The sequence below is a fragment of the Oerskovia sp. NPDC056781 genome (genome assembly GCF_042789955.1).
Lineage (GTDB): Bacteria > Actinomycetota > Actinomycetes > Actinomycetales > Cellulomonadaceae > Oerskovia > Oerskovia rustica.
Window position 1 is genome coordinate 1 of sequence record NZ_JBHUAD010000072.1, and the last position, 16,907, is coordinate 16,907.

General features: G+C 74.2%; 13 protein-coding genes. 4 read left to right on the plus strand and 9 right to left on the minus strand.

The window, feature by feature from the left end; translation table 11 throughout:
* Nucleotides 1-68: 68 nt before the first annotated feature.
* The 5 genes from ACFRCR_RS08630 to ACFRCR_RS08650 are packed head-to-tail and all read right to left on the minus strand — an operon-like array spanning nucleotide 69 to nucleotide 6,037.
* On the minus strand, nucleotides 69-1,022 hold the full coding sequence (locus ACFRCR_RS08630) for an NAD-dependent epimerase/dehydratase family protein (protein ID WP_377676781.1): 954 nt from the start codon (nucleotides 1,020-1,022) through the stop codon (nucleotides 69-71).
* Nucleotides 1,019-2,842, minus strand: coding sequence for a class I adenylate-forming enzyme family protein (locus ACFRCR_RS08635; protein WP_377676784.1), 1,824 nt, complete (start codon nucleotides 2,840-2,842; stop codon nucleotides 1,019-1,021). The genes ACFRCR_RS08630 and ACFRCR_RS08635 overlap by 4 nt, the downstream gene beginning before the upstream one ends.
* Entirely contained in the window at nucleotides 2,839-4,107 is a 1,269-nt protein-coding gene (locus ACFRCR_RS08640) for a cytochrome P450 (RefSeq protein ID WP_377676786.1), read from the minus strand. The genes ACFRCR_RS08635 and ACFRCR_RS08640 overlap by 4 nt, the downstream gene beginning before the upstream one ends.
* Nucleotides 4,104-4,925, minus strand: coding sequence for a glycosyltransferase (locus tag ACFRCR_RS08645; RefSeq protein WP_377676788.1), 822 nt, complete (start codon nucleotides 4,923-4,925; stop codon nucleotides 4,104-4,106). Before ACFRCR_RS08645 ends, ACFRCR_RS08640 begins: the two co-directional genes overlap by 4 nt.
* Nucleotides 4,922-6,037 (minus strand): 3-oxoacyl-ACP synthase III family protein, encoded by a 1,116-nt coding sequence (locus tag ACFRCR_RS08650; RefSeq protein WP_377676790.1) that lies wholly within the window; start codon nucleotides 6,035-6,037, stop codon nucleotides 4,922-4,924. The genes ACFRCR_RS08645 and ACFRCR_RS08650 overlap by 4 nt, the downstream gene beginning before the upstream one ends.
* 148 nt (nucleotides 6,038-6,185) lie before the next feature.
* Between ACFRCR_RS08650 and ACFRCR_RS08655 the strand changes: the two genes are divergently transcribed.
* Complete coding sequence (locus ACFRCR_RS08655) at nucleotides 6,186-7,481, plus strand: cytochrome P450 (protein WP_377676791.1); 1,296 nt, start codon at nucleotides 6,186-6,188, stop codon at nucleotides 7,479-7,481.
* Between the two features lie 72 nt (nucleotides 7,482-7,553).
* On the opposite strand, the gene ACFRCR_RS08660 is transcribed toward ACFRCR_RS08655, so the two are convergent.
* Both ACFRCR_RS08660 and ilvD (ACFRCR_RS08665) read right to left on the minus strand, forming a co-directional pair.
* Nucleotides 7,554-8,216 (minus strand): VOC family protein, encoded by a 663-nt coding sequence (locus ACFRCR_RS08660; RefSeq protein WP_377676793.1) that lies wholly within the window; start codon nucleotides 8,214-8,216, stop codon nucleotides 7,554-7,556.
* Between the two features lie 168 nt (nucleotides 8,217-8,384).
* Nucleotides 8,385-10,085, minus strand: coding sequence for a dihydroxy-acid dehydratase (gene ilvD / locus ACFRCR_RS08665; protein ID WP_377676795.1), 1,701 nt, complete (start codon nucleotides 10,083-10,085; stop codon nucleotides 8,385-8,387).
* 80 nt (nucleotides 10,086-10,165) lie between these two features.
* Here ilvD (ACFRCR_RS08665) and ACFRCR_RS08670 point away from each other — a divergent pair, with 80 nt between their 5' ends.
* Nucleotides 10,166-10,753, plus strand: coding sequence for a hypothetical protein (locus tag ACFRCR_RS08670; protein WP_377676796.1), 588 nt, complete (start codon nucleotides 10,166-10,168; stop codon nucleotides 10,751-10,753).
* A gap of 96 nt (nucleotides 10,754-10,849) precedes the next feature.
* Here ACFRCR_RS08670 and ilvD (ACFRCR_RS08675) read toward each other — a convergent pair whose 3' ends face one another.
* On the minus strand, nucleotides 10,850-12,712 hold the full coding sequence (ilvD, locus tag ACFRCR_RS08675) for a dihydroxy-acid dehydratase (protein WP_377676798.1): 1,863 nt from the start codon (nucleotides 12,710-12,712) through the stop codon (nucleotides 10,850-10,852).
* Nucleotides 12,713-13,123: 411 nt separating this feature from the next.
* Between ilvD (ACFRCR_RS08675) and ACFRCR_RS08680 the strand changes: the two genes are divergently transcribed.
* Nucleotides 13,124-13,720 (plus strand): DoxX family protein, encoded by a 597-nt coding sequence (locus ACFRCR_RS08680; RefSeq protein ID WP_377676800.1) that lies wholly within the window; start codon nucleotides 13,124-13,126, stop codon nucleotides 13,718-13,720.
* Between the two features lie 92 nt (nucleotides 13,721-13,812).
* On the opposite strand, the gene ACFRCR_RS08685 is transcribed toward ACFRCR_RS08680, so the two are convergent.
* The gene (locus ACFRCR_RS08685) at nucleotides 13,813-15,375 is read right to left on the minus strand and encodes a peptide MFS transporter (protein ID WP_377676801.1); all 1,563 of its coding nucleotides are present in this window, start codon (nucleotides 15,373-15,375) and stop codon (nucleotides 13,813-13,815) included.
* A 98-nt stretch (nucleotides 15,376-15,473) separates the two neighbouring features.
* Here ACFRCR_RS08685 and ACFRCR_RS08690 point away from each other — a divergent pair, with 98 nt between their 5' ends.
* Nucleotides 15,474-16,865 (plus strand): cryptochrome/photolyase family protein, encoded by a 1,392-nt coding sequence (locus ACFRCR_RS08690; RefSeq protein ID WP_377676803.1) that lies wholly within the window; start codon nucleotides 15,474-15,476, stop codon nucleotides 16,863-16,865.
* Nucleotides 16,866-16,907: the final 42 nt, after the last annotated feature.

Sequence of the window (16,907 nt, forward strand, 5' to 3'; positions counted from 1 at the left end):
CCTCGGGACCGCCGCGCGCACCGGAGCCTGCCGACGTTCCTGGGCGTCCGGGGACTCCGTCACGTGCGTCACCAGCTCTCCGCCCCCGCGAGCGACGTCGCCCGGGGCTCGACCCCCAGGACCTCGCGCAGCACCGTCAGGTCGTAGGTGCGCTCGGCCGCGAGGTGGCTGATGGCGTACCGGGTCAGGCGCGGCGGTTCGGGCCGCCGCGTCCAGCGTGCGAGAGCCTCGGCGCACGCGGCGAGCACCCACGCGGGGCGGGCCGGGATCCCGGCGAGGGTGACGCCGTCGTGCCCCCTGCGGCGCAGGAGCTCGACGACGACCTCGCCCAGGACCACCGGCCCGGCGTCCGCGACGTTGACCACGAGGGGCTGACCGTGCGGCAGGTCGACCGTCGCGGCCGCGAGCGCCGCCTCGACGAGCGTGTCCACGTGCGTGAGGGACTGCAACGCCGACCCGTCCCCGACGAGCACGAGCCGCCTGCCCCGGATCGCGCCCTCGATGCGCGGCAGGAGCGTCGTGTCCCCCGGCCCGTACACGGCGTGGGGGCGCAGCACGACGACGGGTCCGCGCCCGGGCGTGCGGGCGTCGGTGGCAAGGACCCGCTCGGCGGCGGCCTTGGTCGCGCCGTAGGCGTTCAGGTACCGCTCGACGGGCGCCTCGGACTCCCTTCCCCGGACCGTAGGGACGAAGGGGTCGTAGACGCTGCCCGAGGACACGTGCACGAACCGCGCCGCCGGGAACGTGTCCCGCACGGCGCGCGTTCCCTCGACGTTGGTCGCCCACGCGACGTCGTGGCGCGCCCAGTCGGAGACCGTCGCCCCCGCGTGCACGACGACGTCCAGCGCGGGCGGTGCCGCGAGCAGCCCTGCCTCGAGGTCCCACGTCCGGTGCGTCGCCCCGGAGACGTGCGCGTCGCGCCGCGAGAAGGTCCACACGCGGTGGCCGTGGGCGACGGCGCGCCGAGCGACGGCTCCCCCGACGAACCCCGACGCCCCCGTGACGCCGACGCGCAGGCTCACGTGGACCGCGCCCCGGTCGTCGCGAGGTGGCCCGCCGCGGCGCGGGAGAGCGTCGCGCGGTCGGGCTTGCGGCTGCGCCCCGCGAGAGGCAGACGGTCGGCGTGCAGGACCAGGTCCGGCAGCGCTCCATGGTCCAGCACGTCCGGCAGCGCGGACCGGACTCCGGCGAGCAGCGGGTGCTCGGCGGTCAGGACCGGCTCGCCCTGGCTCTCTGCCGGCCCGACGACGCCGGCCGCCCTGACGTGCGTCCCGGCGGGCGCACCTGCCGCGCAGGGCGGGGCCGAGGTCACCACGAGGACGACCTTCTCGTCGCCGTCCTCCTGGGGGACGCCCACGAGGGCAGCCTCCCCGACACCGGGCAGCGCGGCGAGCCGCGGCTCGAACAGCCCCGGGTAGATGTTGACCGTGCCGCGGATGATCATGTCGCGCGTGCGCCCCACGAGCACGATCCGGCCCTGCTCGTCGAGGTGCGCGAGGTCGCCCGTGCGGTGCTCGTGCACGGGCGGCCGTCCGCCGTCGAGGTGGGCGAGATACCCCTTCATGAGCGACGGGCCGCGCAGGACCAGCTCGCCCACCGTGGGTCCGGCCGGTCGGGCGTCGTCGCCAGGCTCGCCCGCACAGCCCTCCACGGCCGTGGCGTCGATCCGGGCGTCGACGCCCGGCAGCGGGCGACCGACCAGGTCGCCGTCCCCGGCGTGCGCGAGCTTGTCGGTGGCCTCGACCACCGCGACGGGCAGGATCTCGGTCATGCCGTAGACCCCGATCCACCGCGTGGCGGGCAGCGACCGGCGGGCGCGGTCGAGGATCGACCGCGTCACGGGCGCGCCACCGACGAGCCCGACCCGCGGGCCCTGCGCGGGAGCCCGGCCGGTCTCGACCGCGTCGAGCAGGAGCGTGAGGTCCGCCGGGACCAGGTACGTCCCGGCCTGCTCGGCCGCGTGCCGACCGAAGGCCACGACGTCCTGCGCGGGGGTCCCCGGCGGGATGGACCAGGTCCCACCCGCGAGCAGCGCCGGGATGCCCAGGAGCATCTGGTCCGTGTGCACCACGTCCCCCGGCATGAGCTCGAAGGCCGCGCCCAGCAGCGCGCAGCCCGCGCCGAGCGAGCCCGCGGAGTGGACGACGGCCTTCGGGTCCGACGTGGTGCCCGACGTGAAGACCACGAGCGCCTCGCCGTCGAGCGGCAGGCCCGTCACGGGCCTCGGTCCGACGCCCTGCCCACCGGCCCCGCGTAGCCCCGAGGCGAGCACGCGCGCCGACAGCGACCGTCGGGGCACCCCGGGAAGCCACGGGCCGGACCGGACGTGCCGCAGCGGGAGGCTCGCGTAGTCGGGCAGCAGGAGGCCGCGCGAGCGGGCCAGGCGCCGCAACGGGCCGCGTGAGATCGCGTAGAGCAGCGACTCGGTCATGGCCCAGCGCGGGTCCGCGGCAGCGACGCGCGCGGCGAAGAGCTCGGGCGTCGACCCCGGGTCGACGAACACGATCACGGCCCCGAGCCGCACGACGGCGAGCGCCAGCACGATCCCCCCGGGTCGCGGTCGTACCGAGAACAGCACGCGGTCCCCCGGTCGCATGCCCTCACGGTGCAGGGCGTCGGCCGTGGCCTCGATGCGGCGCGAGAGCTCGCGGTACGTGACCTCCTCGCGGACCCGGTCGAGCGGCTCGCCGCCCGGTGCGGGCGCATGGCTCGCACCCTCCCGGCCTCGTCGTGCACGGTGCGCCGGACGCGCCCACCAGCGCAGCGCCACCTCGTCGCCGCGCGCTCCCCGCGCGTGGCCCACGATGGTCGCGAGCAGGTGCTCCGTCGTCGGGCCGCTCATGGCGCCTCCTCCACCGGCACCGAGGACGACGCGGCGGCCTCGATCCGCAGGCGCCGGTAGGACGGGATGAGGACGCCCCGCGCGACCTCGCGCCCCGCGACCCGCAGCGAGCGCCCGGCCGTCGCGACCGGGCGCAACGCGTCCAGGACCGCCCCGACCTGCGCCATCGCGAGCGGCATGCCGAGACAGAAGTGCGGGCCCGCACCGAACCACAGGTTGCGCAGCGCCGGGTCCGCGTCACGTGCGGGGTCGAACGCCCCACCCGCCCGGCAGCACGTCACGGTCGCGATGACGACGCGCTCCCCCGCCCGCACCGGCACGGCCCCCACGCTGTGGGCCGAGCGCACGGACCGGAGCATCGCGGGGGTCGGCACCGTGACGCGCAGCGCCTCCTCGACCACGCGGCCGCGCAGCGCGTCGTCCGGTCCGGCGAGCAGCAGACGATCCATCCACCCGGTGTCGACCGCGAGCGCGACCAGGCGCGGCGTGAACGACTGGATGGTCTCGGTGCCCGTCATGACGAACGCACCGACCGCGCCCAGCGCCTCGCTCTCGCTCAGCCCGAGGCCGCGCATCCGCCCCGGCACCGTCGCGGGGTCCCCGTCGCGGTACGCGGCCCGCGCGGGCTCGCTCAACGTGCCCAGCACCTCGCGGGCGTGGCGCACCTGGGAGGGCGTGAGGCTGCGCCGGTGCAGGCGCACGAGCCCGACGACGGACTGCGCCGCGACCATCGCGTCGCGCACCGCGGCGTCGGTGGGCGGAAGACCCGTCATGCGGCAGATGACCGTGCCCGCGAGCGCCCCGACCTCCTGCACCAGGTCGACCGTCCCGCCCGCGAGCAGGCGAGGGGCCAAGGTCCCCAAGGACGCCCCTGCCTCAGTCGCGGTGAGCTGCGCGACCGAGCGCGGCGTGAACAGCCCCGACAGGGCCCGCCGCAGCGTCGCGTGGTCCTCGCCCTCCATGTTGAGCAGGACCGACGGCCCCAGCACGGGCGTCCACAGGTCCGAGGGCGCCCCCGGGCCGACCTTGGAGAAGTGCTCGGTGTCGAGCAGGACCTCTCGGGCCGTCACGGCGTCGTTCACCACGACCCCGAGCCCCGGCACGCGCACGACCGGGCCACGCCGGGCGAGCGCCCGGAACGCCGGGTAGACGAGCGGGTGCGCGCCGCGCTGGACGCGCTCCTCCCAGCGGTGCGCGTCGCGGGAGGATCCCTGGGCGGTGCTCGACCCGGCGCCCGGCGCTCGCGGGGACGTGCCTGCCGTCATCGGATGTCCACGACCTCGGGCTTGTAGCGGTGGTCGGCGTACCAGCCCAGGGTCCGCACGAGCCCCCAGGCGTGCGCGCGCCGCGTCGAGGCGCGCACCACGACCTCGGGGTGCGCCCCGTAAGCCGAGGTCAGGCGACGCACGGCGTTGACCAGGGCGCGGTCCTCGTGCAGGTCCTCGATCGCGGTGCGCGGGAAGCCGCCCGCACGTTCGTACAGGTCCGCGGTGATCGCCATGTTGCACCCGGGGGCCATGACGTACGGGCCCAGGTAGGACGGGTCCTGGTTGCCGGGGCGGAACCTCCCGAACGTGCTCGCGACGCTCACGGCCCCCGACAGGATCGCCTGCCGCGCACGGGACACCGGCAGGTCGTCGGTGCGCGCGATGATCCGCCCGGCCACGAGGTCGTGCCCGACGGCGAACGCCTCCTTCACGCGGACCGTCCAGTCCGGCGGGGGCACGCAGTCCGCGTCGGTCCGCGCGAGGTGGGTCGCACCCGCGGCGATCGCCGCCCGCATGCCCGTGTCGGCCGCGGCGCCCGTCCCCTTCTGGGCCTCGGTCACGAGCCGCCATCGTGGCTCGTCCCAGTCCGCGACGGTCGCCCGCACGAGGTCCGGGGTGCCGTCGGTCGAACCGTTGTCGACCACGACCAGGTCGAAGTCACGGTCCTCCTGGACGCGCAGGGCGCGCAGCGTCGCGAGGATCCCGTGCTCGCGCGCCTCGTTCAGAGCCGGGACGACGACCGCGAGACGGACCGGGAGCGATGGCGTCCGCCGCCCGGGGGCCGCACCCGTCCCCGCGGCGCCCTCCGGGGTCACAGCCGCACCGCCATGGCTCCGATGCTGATCCCGCCGGCCAGCCCGACGAGCAGCACCACGTCCCCCGGACCCACGCGGCCGCTCTCCAGCGCGGTCGCGAGCTGGAGCGGCAGCGTCGCCGAGGCGACGTTCCCGTGCTCGGCGACCGTGACGATCGTCCGCCCCTCGGGCAGCCCCAGGGCCTCGTGGACGTCCGCCAGGTACGCGACCGCGACCTGGTGCACCGCGACCAGGGCCACGTCGTCCCACGTCAGCCCCGCGCGGTCGAGCGCCTCGAGGATCACGCCCGGCCCCAGCGCCAGGAACGCGTCGCGCAGCCTCGACCCGTCGATCTCGAAGTACGTGCGGTCGAGATCTCGTGGGAAGGCCGTCCCCCCGCCGGGGAGCATACCGACGTCCCAGTGCGTCGACTCGGCACCGAACGCGCTCGCGAGGATGCCCGCCGGGGCGGGCGCGTCGTCGCTCGTGCCGACCACCGGCTCAGGTGCCCGTCGCACCAGGACCGCCGCTCCGGCGTCGGACATGGTGTAGCCCGGCGCGGACAGCAGGTACGTCGCCCGGTCCGGGACGTCCCACCGGACCGCGCGCGACGGTGCCTCGCCGCACGCGACGAGAACCGTCCCGTACCGGCCCGTGGCCACGAGGGCCTCGGCGACCTCGATCGCGTTGAGGACCGAGTTGCACGCGTTCTTGACGTCCATGACCGGGGCGCGCACCCCCAGCCTGGCCGCGACGATGTGGCTCGTCGCCGGCTCGACCATGTCCTGGCTCGCCGAGGCGAAGATCAGCAGGTCGACGTCCCGGGCATCGAGCCCCTGCGCGGCGAGGAGCTTGGCCGCGGCGGCGGCCGCGAGGTCGGAGGCGTTCCAGTCGTCGGGCAGGACGTGGACCTGCTGGACCCCGGTCAGGCGCGAGACCATGGGCAGGCGGGGCACGGCGCCGGGCGCGCTCGTGCGCGCCAGGTCCCGCTCGGCGTCGGCGACCCGCACGGTGCGCTCGGGCAGGTGGACGCCGACCCCCGCGATCACGGCGGCAGGAGCCGGGCCCCGGACCGGGGCGAGCGTCGTACGGGTCCCCGAGGGGTGCGCTGGGGGGCGGGCGATGATCGGCACCCGCGACAGCGTAGCCACGAACCCGGGCCCCACCGAGGTTGTCCACGGGTGAGAGTCGGGTGCTCGGCCCCAGCCATCGCCCCGCCGTCGTCCACAGCACGACCCCGCACGACCCCGACCGGCCGCCGGATGCGCCAGACTGTCCGTCGTGCTCCCCACGACCCGCCACGAGGTGGACCTCCTGCGCCGTGCCCGCCCCGGCATGGCCGCCGTGCTGCTCGGCGGCCATCTCTCGCGCCGCCTGCCCGGACCGCCCCTGCGCAAGGTGCCAGGCCTGGGCTGGGTCACGGCCGACCCCGTGGTCTCCCGCACCGTCCTGGGCGACCACCGGTCGTTCACGATCGTGGGCGAGGGCGGGGTCGGGCACCTGTGGGCGCAGATCCTGGGCGACTGGGTGCTCGACCTGTTCGACGGCCCGGGGCACCACGACCTGCGCTCGCGGTCGCGCGAGCTGTTCACCGAGGCCGGCTCGGCCGAGCTCGTCGAGGCAGCATGGTCGGGTCCGCTCGCCGTGGCCCGTGAGGCGCTGCGGGCGGGCGGGACGGTCGACGTCGCACGCCTGGCGCGAGTGCTCGTGGGTCGCATGATGATCTCCCTCCTGGGCGTGCCGGGGCCGGACGCCAGCGCCGACGGCGACCTCTCGCGGACGTCCAGGCGGGCGCCAGGTACCTGGCCCAGGGACGAGGACGCCCTGGCGGTCTTCGAGACCGGCGAGCGTCTCGCGACGATCGCCCTGGGGAGCGCGGGGTCGACGCACCTGGCTCCCGCCCAGGTCACCGCGGCCCGCGAGATCGTCGCCGAGCTCACCCGAGGCGTCCCGGCGGGCTGGCGCGACGCGCCCGCCGACACTCTGCTCGGCCGATGCCGAGAGCTGGGGCTCGGCCTCGAGGAGACGACGGGGCTCGCGTGCCTCCTCATGGTCGCGGGCACGGAGACCTCGGCCTCCGCCATGGCACGGACGACCGCGCTGCTCGTCGACACGGGCGAGCAGCACCGCCTGCTCGACCGGATGCGCGCCGATGCCGACCGCGCGGCGGCGGGAGAGGCCCGCGCCCCGGGCGAGCCCGACGCCGTCGAGAACGCCGTGCGCGAAGGGCTGCGTGTCACGAGCCCCGCCTCGGTCATCGGCCGGGGCGTCGCGGCCGACGTCGAGGTGGCGGGGCGCCGTCTCGTCGAGGGCGAGCGCATCATGATGCTCGTGTGGAGCGCGAACATCGGTGCCGGGCCGTTCCGTGCCGACCGCCCCTACGTCCGCGAGAGCCGCCAGCTCTGGTTCGGTGCGGGGCGTCACCTGTGCCTCGGGGCAGCGCTGGCCCGCGCGGAGATCGGCGCGCTCCTGCACGCGCTCTGGGACGACGGCGAACCGTTGCGGGTCGTGTCGCGCAGCGCACAGCGCGGGGTGCTGGTCCCGGGCTACCGGACCCTGGTCGTGACGCGCGCCTGACCCCCGTGTCGGAGCGAGCGCGCCCTCGGGGTCCCGCTCGCTCCGACAGGTTGTCCGGTCGCGCCTCTCGACTCAGTCGCGCGCCTGCCACGTGCAGATGCACGCCTCGTTGCCCTCGACGTCCGCGAGCACCCAGAACGCCGGTGCCCGGGAGTCGGAGACCAGGTGTCCGCCGGCCGCGATGGCCGCGGTGACGCGCGCCTCGGCCTGGTCGTGCGGGACGGAGACGTCGAGGTGGATGCGGTTGCGCTGGGGCCGCGGTGCATCCATCTGCTGGAACCAGACGGGCGGGCCGTAGCCCGCGGGGTCGCCGAGCCCCAGGCCCTCGTCCTCGGGCGGTCCGTCGACGTAGCCGAGCACGGCACGCCAGAAGGGGCGCACGGCGGGCCGGTCGAGGGCGTCGATCGCGATCTCGACCTCGAGCAGCCCGTCGGTCTCGGCCGGGTGCTCGAGCTCCTTGGCCACGAGGGAGATCCGCCGGGCCAGGGTCACGTCGCGCCTGCTCAGCCCGCCCACGTCGTGCGAGGACACCCGGACCGTGACGGTCGCGTACCGCAGGTCGACGTCGGGGTGGTGGTTCATGCCCTCGGCCAGCTCGCCGATCGCGTCGATCAGCTCGACCCCGGCCGTGAACGAGTCGGTCCGGAAGCGGGTCTGCGCGGTGCCGAGCACGACGCGCCAGTCCTCCACCCCGTCGCTGTCGTGGAACTGTCGGGCGGTGATCGCGTCGCTCATGGCTGCTGCTCCGGTGCGGTTCGGCGCGGACGGTGGGCGTTCCTCGTCCACTATCCCGCAGCCAGGACCACGTCGCCAGCACTCGCGACCGCGGGGGCCGAGCACGCGGTCGCGGCCGTTCCGACCGGCAGAACGACCCCCACCCCGTGCTCGGCCGCGCGCAGCCCCCTACTCGAGGATCGCCCCGCGCGACGCCGACTGCACGAGCTTGGCGTACTTGGCGAGCACTCCCCGGGTGAACGTCGGGGCGAGGGGCGCCCACCCGTCCTTGCGGGCCTCGAGCTCGGCCGGGTCGACCAGCAGGTCGAGCGTCTTGCGGGCGACGTCGAGGCGGATGCGGTCGCCGTCGCGCACGAACGCGATGGGTCCGGCGTCCACGGCCTCGGGGGCGACGTGACCCACGCACAGCCCCGTCGTCCCGCCCGAGAAGCGCCCGTCGGTCAGGAGCAGCACGGTCTTGCCGAGGCCCGCGCCCTTGATGGCTCCCGTGATCGCGAGCATCTCGCGCATGCCCGGCCCGCCCTTGGGCCCCTCGTACCGGATGACGACGACGTCGCCGTCGGTGATGGTCCCGTCCTCGAGGGCGTCGAGCGCAGCGCGCTCGCGCTCGAACACGCGGGCCGTGCCCTCGAACACGTCGGAGTCGAAACCGGCCGACTTGACCACGGCTCCCTCGGGCGCGAGCGAGCCGCCGAGGATCGTGATGCCGCCGGTGCGGTGGATGGGGTTGTCGAGGGCGCGCAGGATCTTGCCGTCGGGGTCGGGGGGCGCCAGGTCCGCGAGGTTCTCACTCACCGTCCGGCCCGTGACCGTGAGCGCGTCACCGTGGATCAGGCCCGCGTCGAGCAGCGCCTTCATGACCACGGGCACGCCGCCGATGCGGTCGACGTCGTTCATGACGTAGCGGCCGAACGGCTTGAGGTCGCCCAGGTGCGGGACCTTCGCCGCGACCCGGTCGAAGTCGTCGAGGGTCAGGTCGACCTCGGCCTCGTGCGCGATCGCGAGGAGGTGGAGCACCGCGTTGGTCGAGCCGCCGAACGCCATGACGACCGCGATCGCGTTCTCGAACGCCTTCTTGGTCATGATGTCGCGCGCGGTGATGCCACGACGCAGCAGCTCGACCACGGCCTCGCCCGAACGGTGCGCGAAGTTGTCGCGGCGACGGTCGGCCGAGGGCGGTGCGGCCGAGCCGGGGAGCGACATGCCCATGGCCTCGGCGACCGACGCCATGGTGTTCGCGGTGTACATGCCGCCGCACGCGCCCTCGCCCGGGCAGATCGCACGCTCGATACGGTCGAGGTCCTCTCGGCTCATGAGCCCGCGCGAGCACGCGCCCACGGCCTCGAACGCGTCGATGAGCGTGACGTCCTTCTCGGTGCCGTCGGAGAGCTTGACCCAGCCCGGCATGATCGAGCCCGCGTAGAGGAACACGCTCGCGAGGTCGAGGCGGGCGGCGGCCATGAGCATGCCCGGGAGCGACTTGTCGCACCCGGCGAGCAGCACCGACCCGTCCAGGCGCTCGGCCTGCATGACCGTCTCGACCGAGTCCGCGATGACGTCGCGCGACACGAGCGAGAAGTGCATGCCCTCGTGACCCATCGAGATGCCGTCGGACACCGAGATGGTGCCGAACTGCAGCGGGTACCCGCCGCCCGCGTGCACGCCCTCCTTGGCCCCCTGCGCGAGCCGGTCGAGCGACAGGTTGCACGGCGTGATCTCGTTCCACGAGCTCGCGATGCCGATCTGGGGCTTGACCCAGTCCTCGTCTCCCATGCCGACGGCGCGGAGCATGCCGCGCGAGGCCGTGGCCTCGATGCCGTCGGTCACGGTGCGGGAGCGGGGCTTGATGTCGATGTCGTCACTGGCCATACCCGAGTATCTCCTCGCGGCGGGCGGCGGGCCACAAGACACCCGCAGTGGCGTCGCCGTACCTGTGGCAGGATGCCCGCGTGACTGCAACGACGCCGCACAGCGCCCGCGTCCACCCCCGTCGTGCCCTCGCCGTGGCTGCTCTCGCCCTCGCCGCGCTGACGGCCTGCGCCGGGGGCGCGTCGACCGGCGCGTCGACCCGCACGGACGCGTCCGCCCCGGCTGGGGGTGCCGCGGCCCCCGTTCCGTTGCCCACCATGACCGCCCCCACCGCGCCCCCGACCCCGGACTCTCCCGACGCACCGCCCGCCCCCCAGGGCGCCGAGGCACCCGAGGACGCCTTCCGCGCGTGGCTCGTCGCGAGCCGCGCGCCGGACGTGGGGACGGCCTGCGGGTACCTCGCTCCGGCACTCGCCGACCGGATGGTCGCGGAGATGACCGCGCAGGGGTGGCCGGGCATCACGGACTGCGCGTCGATGATCACGACCACGGCCGCGCTCTACGCCGCGGTCGGTGACGTCGCGCAGGTCGAGGTCACGGTGCGCGAGGAGCGCCCCGACGCGACGGTCCTCGCGGTCGCGTACGCGGGCGGGGACTGCGGCACGGCCGTCATGGCGCCGTCCGGGTCCACGTGGGTCGTCACGGAGCAGTCCGAGGAGCAGTGCTGACGCGCGCTCGTCACCGACGCGCACGTCCCTGCACGGCGCCGCCGACGACGACGGGCCCGCACCCACCAGGGGTACGGGCCCTGACCTGCGGCCGGGTCAGCGCCGCTTGAGCAGCGACACGTCGCGCACGGCGCCGCGGTCCGCGGACGTCGCCATCGCGGCGTAGGCCTGGAGCGCCGGGGACACGTAGCGGTCGCGGTCGACGGGCTGCCAGGGGTTCTCGCGCGCCTCCATCTTGGCGCGGCGCTCGGCGAGGACCTCGGCGGACACGTTGAGGCGGATGAGACGCGTGTCGACGTCGATCTCGATCTCGTCGCCGTCCTCGACCAGGCCGATCACGCCGCCGGCCGCTGCCTCGGGCGACACGTGCCCCACCGAGATGCCGCTCGACCCGCCCGAGAAGCGGCCGTCGGTGATGAGTGCGGTCACCTTGCCGAGGCCGCGTCCCTTGATGAAGGAGGTCGGGTAGAGCATCTCCTGCATGCCGGGCCCGCCCGCGGGGCCCTCGTAGCGCACGACGACGACGTGACCGGGCTCGACCTGCTTGGTGAGGATCTTCTCGACGGCCTCGTCCTGCGACTCGCAGACCAGGGCCTTGCCGACGAAGTGGAACACGTCGGGGTCGACGCCCGCGGTCTTGAAGACCGCGCCGTCCTCGGCGAGGTTGCCGCGCAGCACGGCCAGTCCGCCCTCGACCGTGTACGCGTGCTCGAGGTCGCGGATGCACCCGTTCGCGGCGTCGGTGTCGAGGTGGTCCCACCGGTTCGACGTGGAGAACGCCTGTGTGGTGCGCACCCCGCCGGGGGCCGCGTGGAACAGCTCGACGGCCCGCTCGGTGGCCTTGCCGCCGCGGACGTCCCAGTCGTCGAGCCACTCGCGCAGCGTCGGGGTGTGGACCGACGTGACGTCGTGGTCCAGGAGCCCGGCGCGGTCGAGCTCGCCCAGCAGCGCCGGGATGCCGCCCGCACGGTGGACGTCCTCCATGTGGAAGTTCGGGTGGTTGGGCGCGACCTTGGACAGGCACGGGACCTGGCGGCTGATGCGCTCGATGTCGGTCAGGTCGAAGTCGATCTCGCCCTCCTGCGCGGCGGCGAGGATGTGCAGGACCGTGTTGGTCGAGCCGCCCATGGCGACGTCGAGCGTCATGGCGTTGGCGAACGCTGCCTTGGTCGCGATGTTGCGCGGCGCGGCCGAGTCGTCCTCGTCGTCGTAGTAGCGGCGCGCGAGGTCGACGATCGTGCGGCCGGCCTCGAGGAAGAGCTCGCGGCGCGCCGAGTGCGTCGCGAGGGTCGAGCCGTTGCCGGGCAGCGACAGGCCCAGGGCCTCGGTCAGGCAGTTCATCGAGTTCGCGGTGAACATGCCTGAGCAGGAACCGCACGTGGGGCACGCGTTCTCCTCGACCTGGGCGAGGGCCGCGTCGCTCACGTTGTCGTCCGCGGCGTAGTTGATCGCGTTGACGAGGTTCAGGTGCGTCGAGGCGACGCCGTCGGCCACGACGGCCTTGCCGGCCTCCATGGGCCCGCCCGAGACGAAGATGACCGGGATGTTGAGCCGCAGCGCGGCGTTGAGCATGCCGGGCGTGATCTTGTCGCAGTTGGAGATGCACACGATCGCGTCCGCGCAGTGCGCGTTGACCATGTACTCGACCGAGTCGGCGATGAGGTCGCGGCTGGGCAGCGAGTACAGCATGCCCGCGTGACCCATCGCGATGCCGTCGTCGACCGCGATGGTGTTGAACTCCTTGGAGACGCCGCCGGCCTCGCGGATCGCCGACGCGACGAGGTCGCCCATGTCCTTGAGGTGGACGTGGCCCGGTACGAACTGCGTGTACGAGTTCGCGATCGCGATGATCGGCTTGCCGAAGTCCTCCGAGCCCATGCCGGTGGCGCGCCAGAGCGCGCGTGCACCGGACATGTTGCGGCCGTGGGTGGACGTCCGAGAGCGCAGGGGGCGACTCATGGCGGTTCAGCTCCTTCACGTGGTGCTGCGGCCTGGGAGGTGACCGCCCGGACACACTACGCCCGCGTCGGGGCCGCGACGTCGGTCGTCCGGCTCGTGGTCCACGTACGGGTGCAGCGCTCCCACCCGCACCGCGATGTGCGATCCCCCTACGTAGCACCACCGATACGGGAAAACCCGTCAATCTGCCCAAAAGGTTGCAGCGAACTTCACCCGGGTGGGAGGTTGGCAGGGCTGCCCCGGTAGTGCACCGCACGCCGCTCGCCCGCCGATGCGTGCCGTCGACACGACGGTCGTGACGGACCGCGGCCCCTCGCAGCCAGACCCCCTTCCCATCCCCGGCGACCCCGGTATCCCCGGCGCCCCGCGCCTCACCGGACGAGCCACCACCGATCAGGGAGACCAGCCCTCATGAGCCAGGCCACCGCTGCAACGAACCGGAGCGCTCGCTCCACGTCGACCGGCAACGACCCCTCCGACACCGACACCCCGACGACCGCACCCGTCACGGGCGAGCGCGTCGTGACGAGCGCCGCCGCACGCGGCGCCCTCGCGGTCCTGCGCATCGCCATCGCGTTCGTCTTCCTGTGGCCCGTGCTCGACAAGACGCTGGGCCTGGGCCACGCGACGCCGTCCGAGCGTGCGTGGCTCAACGGCGGCTCGCCGACCACGGGCTACCTGTCCTCGCTCGAGGGGCCGCTCTCCGGACCGTTCGTCGAGATGGCGGGCCCGGCCACCGACTGGCTCTTCATGCTCGGCATGGGCCTGACCGGGCTCGCGCTGCTGCTGGGTGTGGGGACGCGGGTCGCCGCGGTCTCGGGCACGCTGCTCATGGCGCTGCTGTGGGTCACCACGTGGCCCCTGGCCGCGGGCTCGAACAACCCGGTCGTCGACGACCACGTCGTCACGGCACTCGTCGTGATCGTCGTCGCGCTGACCCGCGCGGGCGAGACGTTCGGCCTGGGCCGGGTCGCGGCGCGTGTGGGCGTGCCGGGCTGGATGCGCTGAGCCCCTCCCGCCCGACGGCGCCACGCACCCGGGCGCAGCGATGCGCCGGGGCGCGCGGCGCCGTCGGGCACGGGCGTCCGGGCGGGCAGCCGTCAGGCGACGGCCGCCGCCTCCTCCTGCTCGTCCGCGTGGCGGATGTGGCGCGTGACCCACGGTGCGATCGCGAAGAGGATCAGCGCGAACACCATCGTGATGCCGCCCACGGCACCGAAGTACGCCGTGTCCGAGGCGCCCTCGGTGACCTGCACGATCTGGGCCGTGATGGCCTGCCCCGCGGCCGGCGCGAGGAACCACAGCGCCATGGCCTGGCTCCGGAAGGCCCGAGGCGCGAGCAGGGTCGTCGCGGCGAGCCCCACGGGCGACAGGCACAGCTCGCCGAGCGTCTGGATGACGTAGACCGACACGAGCACCCACGCGGGCGCCTTCTCGTCGGAGAAGATCGCCGACGCGCCCGCGAGCCACACGAACGACAGCGCGGCCAGGGTCAGGCCCATCGCGAACTTCACGGCCGTCGGCGGACGGTCCTTGGTCTTGACCCAGATCCACGCGAACACCGGCGCCAGGACCACGATCGAGAACGGGTTCACGGACTGGAAGAAGGCCGGTTCGATCGGGACGCCGAAGAACGAGAGCTCGGTGCGGTTCTTCGCGAAGCTCGAGAGCGTCGTGGCCGCCTGCTCGAAGATCATGAAGAACAGCATCGCGGCGACGAACAGCGGGATGTACGCCGTGAGGCGTGAGCGTTCTGGCGCGGTGACCTTGGGCGAGCGGAACATCACGATGAAGTAGGCGATCGGGGCGGCGAACGCGACGTAGGACAGCGTGTCGATGAACGTCGAGATCCCGAACGCCCCCGAGACCGCCCACGCGACGAGCGCCGCGACGACGAGCCCCGCGAGGATGACGAGACCGATCCGGACGAGCTTCGGGTACTCCTCGGGGTGGATCGGGTTCGGCACGGAGTCCCCCGCGCCGCCCAGGTACTTGCGCCCCGCGACGAAGAACACGAGGGCGATGGCCATGCCGACCGCCGCGACCGCGAAGCCCGCGTGGTAGCCCCACTGCCGGTTGACGAACCCGACGATGATCGGGGAGACGAGCGAGCCCAGGTTGATGCCCATGTAGAAGATCGAGAAGGCCGAGTCGCGGCGGGGGTCGCTGCGCGCGTACAGCTCACCGACCATCGACGACACGTTGGGCTTGAGCAGACCGGTGCCGAGCGCCACGAGCGCGATGCCGAGCATCGAGAAGCCGGCCCCCGGGATCGTGAGCGAGACGTGCCCCGCCGCGATGACGATGCCGCCGTACAGGACCGAGCGCCGGGAGCCGATCACCCGGTCCGCGAGCCAGCCGCCGACGACCGAGAGCAGGTACACGCCCGTGCCGTAGATCGAGACCAGGGCGAGCCCCGTGACCTCGTCGAGCGCGAGACCACCGTTCGCGATGGTGTCGGTCAGGTAGAAGAGGAGGATGGCCCGCATCCCGTAGTAGCTGAACCGTTCCCACAGCTCGGTGGTGAACAGGGTCATCAGCCCGATGGGGTGTCCGAAGAAGGCGTGGTCGCGCGGGATCCGCCCCGCTGCGGCGGCCGTCTCGGCCTCGAGCCGGGGATCCGGGAGGTCGGGCTGGACGGGCCTCTCGTCGTTACCGCTCATGGATCGATGCTGCCACCGGCAGTGCTGCCCGGCGACTGCTGGGGGGCCCGACGGGACCCACGTGCGCGAGCGCACGCGACCCCGGCTAGCGTGGGCGGATGCCCTCTCCCGTACCGACCGTCCTGTGGTTCCGCCGCGACCTGCGCCTGGCCGACAACCCGGCTCTCGGCGAGGCCGTGGGCGAGACGCGCGCGGAGGGGAGCGACGTCGTCGGGCTGTACGTCCTGGACCCCGCTCTCTGGGCGACCGCCGGGCCCGTGCGGCAGGCATACCTGGCCCGCAGCCTGCGTGCGCTGCACGCCTCGACGGGCGGTCGGCTCGTGGTGCGCCACGGCGACCCGCGCACGGTCGTGCCCGCGGTCTGCGCCGAGGTCGGCGCCCGGAGCGTCCACGCAGCGGCGAGCTACGAGCCCTACGGTCGCCGCCGCGACGACGCGGTCGAGGCGGCGCTCGCCACCGCCGGCGTGCGGTTGCGCCGCACGGGGTCGCCGTACGCGGTCGCACCGGGGCGCGTCCGCACGCGCGGCGGCACGCCCTTCCAGGTCTTCACGCCGTTCCGCACGGCGTGGCTCGAGCACGGGTGGCGGGCCCCCGCTCCCCTGCCTGACGACGTCACGTGGGCCGCGCTCTCGTCCGACGGTCTCCCGGACGCGCCCGAGCCGGGGGCCCGGCTGCCCGAGGCGGGCGAGGCCGCGGCACTCGCTCGATGGCGCGCCTTCCTCGCCGACGGGCTCGCGCACTATCCGACCGACCGCGACCGACCGGACCGCGCCGGGACCTCGTACCTGTCCCCCGCGCTCAAGTGGGGCGAGATCCACCCGCGCACGCTGCTCGCGGACCTCGCCTCGGTGGCGCGATCGGGCGCGGTGCCCGAGGAGGCCGCCGCGACCTACCGCTCCGAGCTCGCGTGGCGCGAGTTCCACGCCGACGTCCTGTTCCACCACCCGGGCGCCGCCCGGCGGTCTCTGCGCACGGTGGTCCCCGAGGACGCGTGGGCGACCGGGGCCGCCGAGGACGCGATGCTCGCCGCGTGGTGCGAGGGCCGCACGGGCTACCCGACGGTCGACGCCGGGATGCGCCAGCTCCTCGCCACCGGGTGGATGCACAACCGCGTGCGCATGATCGTCGCGTCGTTCCTCGTCAAGGACCTGCACGTGCGCTGGCAGCGCGGCGCCGAGCACTTCATGGCGCACCTCGTCGACGGCGACGTGTCGCAGAACCAGCTCAACTGGCAGTGGGTCGCCGGGACGGGCCGCGACGCCGCGCCGTACTTCCGGATCTTCAACCCCGTCACGCAGGGTCAGAAGTTCGACCCCGACGGCGCGTACGTGCGCGAGTGGGTCCCCGAGCTGCGCGGCATCGCCGGCAAGGCCGTGCACGAGCCCTGGAAGCTGGCCGGTGCCGCGCCCGGGTACCCCGAGCGGGTCGTCGACCACGCGGTCGAGCGCAAGGTGTCGCTCGAGGACTTCGAGCGCGGCCGGGGGCGATGAGGCCCGGACATGGCAGGACGGGCGTGACCCGAAGGTCACGCC

Excerpts from the sequence above, each read along its gene's own strand:
- ilvD (WP_377676795.1), bottom strand. The coding sequence starts at position 10,085 with ATGGCCAGTGACGACATCGACATCAAGCCCCGCTCCCGCACCGTGACC.
- ACFRCR_RS08640 (WP_377676786.1), bottom strand. The coding sequence starts at position 4,107 with ATGACGGCAGGCACGTCCCCGCGAGCGCCGGGCGCCGGGTCGAGCACC.
- ACFRCR_RS08635 (WP_377676784.1), bottom strand. The coding sequence starts at position 2,842 with ATGAGCGGCCCGACGACGGAGCACCTGCTCGCGACCATCGTGGGCCAC.
- ACFRCR_RS08690 (WP_377676803.1), top strand. The coding sequence starts at position 15,474 with ATGCCCTCTCCCGTACCGACCGTCCTGTGGTTCCGCCGCGACCTGCGC.
- ACFRCR_RS08685 (WP_377676801.1), bottom strand. The coding sequence starts at position 15,375 with ATGAGCGGTAACGACGAGAGGCCCGTCCAGCCCGACCTCCCGGATCCC.
- ACFRCR_RS08660 (WP_377676793.1), bottom strand. The coding sequence starts at position 8,216 with ATGAGCGACGCGATCACCGCCCGACAGTTCCACGACAGCGACGGGGTG.
- ilvD (WP_377676798.1), bottom strand. The coding sequence starts at position 12,712 with ATGAGTCGCCCCCTGCGCTCTCGGACGTCCACCCACGGCCGCAACATG.
- ACFRCR_RS08680 (WP_377676800.1), top strand. The coding sequence starts at position 13,124 with ATGAGCCAGGCCACCGCTGCAACGAACCGGAGCGCTCGCTCCACGTCG.